The sequence below is a fragment of the Chromatiaceae bacterium genome, from assembly GCA_016714645.1.
GTDB lineage: Bacteria > Pseudomonadota > Gammaproteobacteria > Chromatiales > Chromatiaceae > M0108.
On sequence record JADKCI010000008.1, the window covers coordinates 1 to 6,664 of the forward strand.

The window sequence follows — 6,664 nt, forward strand, 5'->3', positions numbered from 1 at the left end:
AATGCGCAAAATCCTGGACGAGCGCCCGTTTATCCAAGATATTAAAAACATGTGGCAACAGGTTAAAGCTGGCGAAATTCTTCCCGAAAATCCTTGGGAGGATTAACTTATTGGACGGGCTTTAACAAGCTATCCACTACAAGTTGGTGTTTCTGATCTATTCCCAATAGCACCAGCCGTACTTTGCCGACCAGCTGCTGTTCCGCTATTCCGCCAAAACTGCGGCTGTCAAGGCTAACACGGCGGTTGTCCCCTAACATATAGAACAAGTCATGGTGTTGCAGCTCGCCATCCGGCCAGTTTGATAGTCGCTTCACCAGCCACTGACCTTCACCATCGTGTTGGAAAACCACCACGTCATTCAGCTGCGGAGCCACGTCTCGATAGACCCAGGTATCCAACAAGATAAAATGGCCAGGTTTTAACGTAGGGTACATTGACATACTTGGCACGAAGTAAATATGAATGCCCAACCAGTGATGTTTGTAGATAAAACCGCACGAGAAAATTACCAGACTAACCAACATAAAGCCCGCCGTGTAAGTGACTTGTGCAAAACGTCGTTTAGCGAGAGATAGTGGGCTGGTGAAGCACAGTCCGAGACTGAGAAGGTAGAGGATCGCTGTCATCCCCAGAAAAAGCCGGATACCCAAGGGTTCGAAAACCTCACGTGACCCACACAGGAAGGCCGGTAGCTGCGAGCAAACAGATCTGCACGGCGCAGGCCAGTTGCCATCGGCCGATCAACATGAGTCCGGCGCCTGGCACCAGGGTAGAGAGTAGGACAGCAGAGGAGCGAGTGAGTAGATTCATTTTAGGGTCGGCTAGCGGTCTGTCTACGAGTTTAGCGGTAACGGTGCCATTAATCGAAAATGGTTTTTGGCTTTGCGTGCCAGCCTCCGAGCGTTCGCCCGTGATCGTGACGGTTAACGGGGAAGCCGTTTCAGAGGAGGATGTCGCGCGCATGATCACGCGCACGTTTGCGCAATCCGAACAGATCCTGCTGAATGATATGGTCAAACAGAAAGTGGTGCAGAGCCTGTTCGCCGGCCGGGCCATGAAGCAGACACACCAGTGCGTTTTAAAATGTCACCCGCAAAGGTGAAAGTGGACTATCCGGCGTCGGGGTCAATTCCAGCTTTTTTAAGCAGCGCCCGTAGTCGCTCCTGCTCAAGGAGAGCCATCTCTTTGGCTTTGCGCTCTTCTTCCTTGGCTATGCGCTCTTCTCCCTGTTTCCTCACAGCTTCCGCATGTTTCGCCAAGGCCTCTTCAAGCAAAGCCTGCTGGGTTTTTTCTTCCCGAATCGCATTTTCCCGTGCCTGATAGAGGTGGTAGGCTTGTTCTTTTTCAGAGAATCGTTGTAGTGTGGCCATGGCTTGTCTCAGTTCCGGTGTATTCAATTGGGCAGGCAGTTCCGACCAGTTTTTGGCTTCCCTGAAAAAAAGCATCCATCGATCTTCCATGCTTGCGATGGTGGCTGTCTGACATTTGTCCAATTCTCAGATATGCAGGCTGCAATGGTCATTTAAAATTTTCTGCTGTGCCAGATCCGCCATTTGAAAATGGTGATGGGCTACGGTAGTTGACGGGAACAGGTTGTCGGCCAATAGCCAGATGGAAATGACCGGATGCAGATCAGTATACTGCTCACCGTCCTGTAATTGCGCCGCATAGATATCACTCCAGGTATAAAGCATCCTGGCAGGCAGATGCGGGAATATCGCCATCTGGATTTCAATCTGGAAGAGTCTTTGTTGATCGTCTTGCGCTTTGATATCAACAATCGAGAGTTTATCCCCGATAAATTCCTTTTCGTTGTAGGGATTGAGGATATCCACCACCGTTATCGGGGAGTCGGGTTTAATCACGCTGTTGAGAAAACTGATCAGTAGGGGTTTATTGTTTTCAGCACCGAGAATGGCCTTGACAATCGATCTGGGGGTTGATGCGGTGTTTCAATGACGCGGCCTCTTCAGCTGTCTTCCTTCTCCTAAATTATACTATCTCCAACTCAAATTTTCGTGCACACATAAACCGTGAATAAGATATCCACTATCGCTAACGTATTCTAATTGAAACACATCATCGCTTTGAAAATTATAAGGCGAATCCCAAGTGTATTCGGGATTAGTATGGCCCCATAGATCAGGTAATTCAGCATTTTTGGCCACTGAACGAATTAAAAGTGTATCTCTCCCCAAACAGATATTGGCGGGGAATGATGCAGCTGTCACGGCCAAAAACTGACCATCTGGTGACCAGGCGATACCCCCAGTAATAACTGTAATGTCTGATTTCGTAATTTGTACAAGACCAGTGCCGTCTAGATTCATGACATACAATTGGCGATCGTCATACAAAGTGAATGCAACCTTCGTATTGTCCGGACTAACCGTCATATAGAGAGGCGTCGTAATACTATCAGAGCTCCGCATGAAGCTCTTCAGCAATCGTGGCTGACTTCCCAAAACATCATCCAGGATATAAAGGCCCCGTTTGGAAAAACTAATGAGCAACCTCCCATCCTGAGTCCATGCCCAACTGCTATGAATCCAGTTGTTTTCTTCGTCATCCTCAATATCGCGCAGTATCGTACCGCTTCGATCATAGATCCTCAGCTCTCTTGCCCGACCGTATGGAATGTTGTAGAAACCATACGGTTCCACTCCAGCCGCTATGAATTGCTTATCGGGAGATTGCTGAGCTAAACCAGTCGCATAAGACTCTATTGAGAAACTGCTAATCACCTTTTCATGGTTATCCATAATAACAATTTTTTCAAAAAAAACCTGGTCTGTTCGGATATTCAGCGTGTGTTCCGTACCATCATTCGATGTAGATAAAGCCAATAGAGGAGGGCGTCCGACCCCCATATTTTTTATGACGGGATTGGTCAGGTCTATGCTTTCAAAACCACTAGTCCCGAAGTAATACAAGGTCCCTTGTAAACCCATATTGGGCAAGTCCCCATTAATTTCACCGGTACCCGGAGCTGCTCCGCCGGAACCGCCCCCTCCACAAGCCGCACTCGAAGCAATTACTGTTACCGCAATTAAACGCCAGACCCACTTACCTGTATACATCTTTAATTCCTTTTACCATCTGCGATGTTTGCATGAAGGCAAATGCCCATCAGGGAACAAAAGCCAAATTCTTTTCATTCTAACTGGAGTTCAAAATGAATAACACTAGGGTTTACCCTAGGGCGTGTTGACGCTTGCTCTTAATATTGAAGTTCTCACAGTGAACCTCCGGCAAGCGGTAGAACTGTTAGCTGCACGTATCGTTCGTCTTCCCCAACAGCGGCGGATTTCCCCGAATTTCAGGCAGGACGGCTTCCACATTACCCTTTTCGAGGCTTGGTCAGCGCACACTACTCGTTACAGCCTGTCTGCTCGCTGTAACCCAATGGACCCTCAACACCAATGTCAGCAACTTAAGCAGCTAGTCAGGAAGTCTGTCCTAACGCAATTATGTATTGGCAATGATGGGTGACGGATTTCAGCCATTCAAGCCAGCAATGACGCAAGACTGCCTTCGGTTTTTTGCACTGTACAGAAATTTTCAGGCGACCTCACCGGATTACAGGCGAGTGCGAGCCGACCACCCGATGGAGTCTGTTTGCGGATAATGGGTTGCCGATCTGTTGGTGCGTTACATCGTGCGCTTGTAACCTTCACAGCCGCGCGTACCCGGACGGCGATGCTTGCGCGGAAACGAACGTCCCGGGCGGATCGCCACGGTGCTGCGTGCCAGTTTCTGCAGCAAGGTGCATAGCGAATCCTGCAGCGGGTTGATCAGCAGGACTACCAGGGTGTTCTTCAGACGTGACAGGGCCTGGGTGTAGTTGACCTTCCACGGGTGCTTGCTGCCGGCGTGCCGTTGATCCACGGTGGCCTGGGCGCTGGCGCAGAAGAGGGAGGCCAGGTTATTCAGCAGTACCTGTGAATAAAAATCCTGCTGTACTGCCTGCGGCGTGCGCCCGCTGAAGTTCTGCAGTTCATGCGACTGTTTGAGTTGGCGATAGTCGGTTTCCACACCCCAGCGCAGGTGGTAAAGTGCCTTGAACAGGGTAGCCGGATAGCGCTCCCCGTCCAGCAGTGACGTGGCCAGCACTTCAATCTCGCCGCTGTCCAGAATGACCTTGATCAGACGCAGCGGCACCACGGCGTCCGGATCCACATGCCGTTGTAGAGCAGGTAGATGGAGCGGCCTTCGTGCACGCCCAGCACCGGTGAATCGGCGGTGCCGGTGAAGCCGCCGCAAGTCGCTCGGTTAACCACATCAGTTCAATATTACGGTTCGCCTCCCGCTCTAATCGACGTGAGGATTGAATGTGATTCAGGTAACCGTACAGATATAACTTAAGCAGCATGGCGGGATGATAATTAGGTCTGCCAGTATCCTTCGGCACGACACCGAGAAAGCCTAGCGCTTTCAGGTCGAGTTCATTAACAAATACATCAATAACTCTGACAGGGTTATCTGCACTGACGAAGTCATCTAGAACTTCTGGGAAAAATGTGGCTTGAGAACGACTATTACCTGGAATATGGTGGGACATGACAGTTCACAGTGTTGGATTTTAAACTGTTGATATTTTACCAAAATTCTCATGCCTGGAATATTATTTATCGGATTAATTGGTCAGATAAATCAGTTTTTCACGACAAAAAATAGACCATAGTTTTCACACAGTCTGGCGACAAACCGGTCATAAGCGTGGCCATCCCGATAGCGTTACCAAAGCACGCATAGCGGACATCCCGCCGATCTCGTTGTGGACGATACAAAGCAATTCGCGGGCGGATCTTACCTGTCACAAGACAATTGACAGTCTTGGTGAATTCTTTCACCGGCATCTCTGTCTGAATTTTCGGGGATACCGACGCTAAGCCCTTTCTACCCTAGGACACTCCCATAACACCTGATCAATCTGTATACTGTTCATGCATACAGTATCAAGGATTGAATCATGTCGCTGGCCAGGATGGCCACACCTGCTTTGACGCCTTACGAGCGTCGACGGCCAGAGCAAACGTTGCTCTATCAACTCGTGGACACCCACTACCCAGTGTTTCGCGCCCAACTCGAAGCACAGGGGCAAACCTTGCCTGGCTATATCCAGCGGGAGTTTGAAGATTTCCTCACATGCGGTCGCCTGGAGCATGGGTTCTTGCGTGTTCGCTGCGAAGGCTGCAAGCATGAAAGGTTAGTGGCCTTCAGTTGCAAAAGGAGGGGATTCTGCCCCAGTTGCGGTGCCCGGCGCATGGCAGAAAGTGCAGCATTACTCGTCGAGGAGGTGTTGCCCGAAGAGCCTATGCGACAATGGGTGCTAAGTTTACCCTATCAGCTGCGCTTCTTGCTGGCCCAGCAGCCTGCCATAATGGGCAAGGTTCTGAAGATAGTCTATCGCACACTGGCAACCCACTTGATCAAGAAGGCCGGGTTCAAGAACCGCACTGCTCATACTGGTGCGGTTACCCTGATACAACGCTTTGGCTCAGCGTTGAACCTCAACATTCATTTCCACATACTGTTTCTGGATGGCGTTTACGCCGTGGATAAACATGGTGTCATGCGCTTTCACCGTGTCAAGGCGCCTACCATTGGTGAGCTCAATACATTGGTGCATCAACTCAGTCATCGCGTCGCTCGATTTCTGGAGAAAATGGGCTGGCTGCAACGAGATGCTGAAAACACCTATCTGCTGCTCGATTCGACCGAGGATGATGCCCTCAGCCAGTTGCAAGGACACTCTATTGCCTACCGGATTGCCATGGGCCCGCACCAAGGGCGTAAGGTTCTCACCTTGCAAAGCCTACCGCCGATGTCGGATATGCCCAGGGAATCAGACAGGGTGGCTAAACAAGCTGGCTTTTCCCTGCATGCCGGGGTGATGGCCGAACCCCACCAGCGTGACACTCTGGAACGACTGTGTCGCTACATATCCAGGCCGGCCGTTTCGGAAAAGCGGTTAGCGCTAACCTCCAACGGAAAAGTGCGCTACGAACTAAAAACACCGTATCGCGATGGCACGACACATGTATTTTTTGATCCTTTGGATTTCATTGCCCGACTTGCCGCATTGATCCCAAAACCACGTGTGAACCTGACGCGTTTTCACGGTGTATTCGCCCAACAGCAAATATCGCGCCCTGGTAACTCCCGGAAAGCGTGGTAAGGGCTGCAAATCCACCAGGAAGGAACCTCTGGAAGAGAAAACCGTTACCGAAAGGCGCGCGGCGATGACATGGATGCAGCGTCTGAAACGCGTATTCAATATAGATATTGAACAATGCGAACGTTGCGGCGGGCATGTCAAGGTGGTCTCAAGCATCGAAGACCCTACCGTAATCGAAAAGATACTGGCGCATTTAGCCTCGCAGGAGCCATCGCCGATAACCAACCCAGTCGAAGCCAGAGCGCCACCCTTCCAATTGGGTCAATTCAATAACTTCTGACACTCACTCATCCGCTCATGCTGATAACACGGCAGAGCATCGCATACCTCAGTGACTAAATCTTCCTTTGAGTCGATTGAAAAACGCTCAATTGCTACGGAAATCCAAGGCGAAGTAACGAGTATCCGGTCACTTCAGACAGGAAAACAGGGCACCTCTTCCTTTCTTGAATGGCATGCTGGCTTGAACAAGCTATTTAT

At 50.2% G+C, this 6,664-nt stretch carries 6 protein-coding genes and 2 pseudogenes; 2 read left to right on the forward strand and 6 right to left on the reverse strand.

All coding sequences use genetic code 11. From position 1 onward, the window contains the following. Positions 1-107 precede the first annotated feature (107 nt). Positions 108-629: a S26 family signal peptidase gene (locus tag IPN92_20770; protein ID MBK8640584.1), complete on the reverse strand. Its 522-nt coding sequence runs from the start codon at positions 627-629 to the stop codon at positions 108-110. 227 nt (positions 630-856) lie between these two features. Here IPN92_20770 and IPN92_20775 point away from each other — a divergent pair, with 227 nt between their 5' ends. After that, positions 857-1,105, forward strand: coding sequence for a hypothetical protein (locus IPN92_20775; GenBank protein MBK8640585.1), 249 nt, complete (start codon positions 857-859; stop codon positions 1,103-1,105). A 7-nt stretch (positions 1,106-1,112) separates the two neighbouring features. Here IPN92_20775 and IPN92_20780 read toward each other — a convergent pair whose 3' ends face one another. From IPN92_20780 to IPN92_20800, 5 genes and pseudogenes are all read right to left on the reverse strand, one after another. Next, positions 1,113-1,373 (reverse strand): hypothetical protein, encoded by a 261-nt coding sequence (locus IPN92_20780; GenBank protein MBK8640586.1) that lies wholly within the window; start codon positions 1,371-1,373, stop codon positions 1,113-1,115. 126 nt (positions 1,374-1,499) lie between these two features. Then, complete coding sequence (locus tag IPN92_20785; protein MBK8640587.1) at positions 1,500-1,931, reverse strand: Rpn family recombination-promoting nuclease/putative transposase; 432 nt, start codon at positions 1,929-1,931, stop codon at positions 1,500-1,502. 69 nt (positions 1,932-2,000) lie between these two features. Beyond that, a complete protein-coding gene (locus IPN92_20790; GenBank protein ID MBK8640588.1) occupies positions 2,001-3,083 on the reverse strand; it encodes a PD40 domain-containing protein in 1,083 nt (360 codons plus the stop codon). Between the two features lie 571 nt (positions 3,084-3,654). After that, positions 3,655-4,164, reverse strand: coding sequence for a transposase (locus tag IPN92_20795; GenBank protein MBK8640589.1), 510 nt, complete (start codon positions 4,162-4,164; stop codon positions 3,655-3,657). A gap of 100 nt (positions 4,165-4,264) precedes the next feature. After that, positions 4,265-4,564, reverse strand: a pseudogene (locus tag IPN92_20800) (transposase). 411 nt (positions 4,565-4,975) lie between these two features. Here IPN92_20800 and IPN92_20805 point away from each other — a divergent pair. Then, positions 4,976-6,464: pseudogene (locus IPN92_20805) on the forward strand (IS91 family transposase). The last annotated feature ends 200 nt before the right edge of the window (positions 6,465-6,664 follow it).